1 protein-coding gene is annotated in these 2,358 nt (G+C 31.5%); it reads right to left on the reverse strand.

The genetic code is table 11. From position 1 onward, the window contains the following. Positions 1-174: 174 nt before the first annotated feature. Entirely contained in the window at positions 175-2,211 is a 2,037-nt protein-coding gene (locus Ctaglu_RS24485; RefSeq protein WP_125006663.1) for a methyl-accepting chemotaxis protein, read from the reverse strand. Positions 2,212-2,358: the final 147 nt, after the last annotated feature.

A 2,358-nucleotide genomic window follows, 5' to 3' on the forward strand; every position in this document is an offset into this window, starting at 1 on the left:
CCTAAGACTTCCTTCAGTTCACACCTCACGGTGGATACCTTGTCTTCAGCTAGTGGTTGGTAACTACAGACCCCCACAGTGGACTTTCACCACCTAGTTAATTGCCATGCCTGGCACACTGATAAAAGCACCTAGTTCATGATGAACTAGGTGCTTTTTAAAATAAAAAATTTATTATATTTTAAATTTGCTTATACTTTCTCTTAATTTTTCAGCAAGAATGTTTAAGTTTTCTGCCGCACCTACTATTTCTTGAAGGCCTGCAGCTTGCTGCTCCGTAGAGGCACTTACCTCTTCTGAAGTTGCTGCCGTCTCTTGTGATACAGATGCTGCATTTTCAATTTTTTCACTTACTTTATCTTTATAATTATTTATTTCTTTTAGTGAATTATCTACAGTGTTCATGTCCTTTTGAAGTAATTCCATTGCTCCTTCAATCTTTTTGAAGGTTTCATTAGTAGTTTGAACACTTTTATCAGTTTTAGTGTTTAACTCTTTGGAGTACATTATTTGCTCTAATACTTCATTTACACTTGTTCTTATTATACTTGTTACCTTATCAATTTCAGAAGCTGAAACTGAAGATTGCTCTGCAAGTTTTCTAACTTCATCTGCAACAACTGCAAAGCCTTTTCCTGCTTCTCCAGCTCTTGCTGCCTCTATACTAGCATTTAAGGCTAATAAATTCGTTTGCTCTGTTATTGCTTTTATAGTATCAGTTATATCACTAATCTTATTGGAATTCACAGCTAAAATTTCTACCTTCCTAGCGACCTCATCATTAGCTTTAGTGTTTTCCTCAAATACTTGTCTTAAATTGTTAACTACTATAATGCCTTGTTCTGTTGATTGTTTAACCTCTAAGGATGCTTTTATCATATTTTTAGCATTAATAGTACTTTTATTTACTTCCACCCCTAATGTGGTGGAATAATTAACACTTTCCTCTAAAATTTGAGACTGCTCATTTGCTCCTTGTGCAATTTGTTGCACTGCTCTTGCAACCTCATCCCCCACAGCATTAGATTCCTCAGTAGTAGCGGCTAGTGACTCTGCTGATTCCTTAACTTTATTAGAGCCTTCTATTACATTTCCTAAAACTATAACCATATCATCTATCATATTATTTACAGATTCAATAATTTGTTGTATTTCTAAGCTAGCATTTTTATCTTCATTCACCCTTTGAGTGAAATCACCTTGCTTAATCTTTGCTAAAACACTAATTAATTTTTCCATAGGCTTTGTTATTTTACCTGAAAATATAGTTCCAACAGCAATTACAAATATAAGTGATAAAACTAAAACAATAATGGGTATTGTTAAACCTTCTACTATTTTTGATGTTAATTCAGATAAAGGAATAAATCCTACTATAATTAAATTAGTTTTTTCATCTAGAGACTTATAAGATAAAAATTTTTCTCCATTTATATTTAATACAAGTTTATTTTCTTTAGAGTCCATAATACTTTTTATCCAAGATTCTTGTGTTGAATTTTTTCCTAATATATCTTTGTTTTTATGAGCTATAATTGTACCTTTACTATCTAATATAGCTGAGAAACCGCCACTACCCAGTTTAATACCTGCAACCATATTAGAGATTACTTCTAAGTCTATATCTATACCAATTACACCTACTAGTTTAGTTTGCTTATCTTTAACTGTTTTTGCAAAAGTCATTACATATTTTTTAGTAACAGCATCCACATATGGGTTAGTAGAAATTACTTTGCCTTCATTACTTATTGCATCCTTATACCAACTTCTTGAAGTTGGATCATAAGTGGACGGTAATGGAGGATTTGGTTTAGGTTCAATATACATTTTTTTGTCTGAAGTCCCTAGATATATGCTTAATGTGTCAGGATGTGATTTTGAAAACTCTTCAAAGCTTTTGTTTAACCATTGTGCAAAACTTGGATTTGTTTTGATCATCAAAGCATTCGGATCATTAGATAACATATTTGTGGATTCAAAGTTTGCTTTATATAATGAGCCTATGGCCTCATCAACTCTTGATATACTTTGATTTGCTACGCTATCGAATTCACCCTTTAAATTTTTTGATAAACTATAATATGTCCCTAAAGAAATTGATACTATAGGTAAAAATGATGCCAAAATAAGCAATGATATTAACTGAATCTTTAATTTTTTTCCTTTTGGTTGTTTTAAATCATTTTTGTCGAATATTTTTTTTTTCATAAAATAACCCCCGTCTAATTTTTGATAGTGTTAACACTATCTTTATTTTATTTATTTAAATCCTTGCTATTGCAAGGGTTTGTGCTATTTTAAACGTAAAAAAGCAATGACCCCCTCTTTTCTGATATAATTGTTGTATCTAACTCA

Origin of the sequence: Clostridium tagluense (genome assembly GCF_003865095.1) — a bacterium.
Lineage (GTDB): Bacteria > Bacillota > Clostridia > Clostridiales > Clostridiaceae > Clostridium_AD > Clostridium_AD tagluense.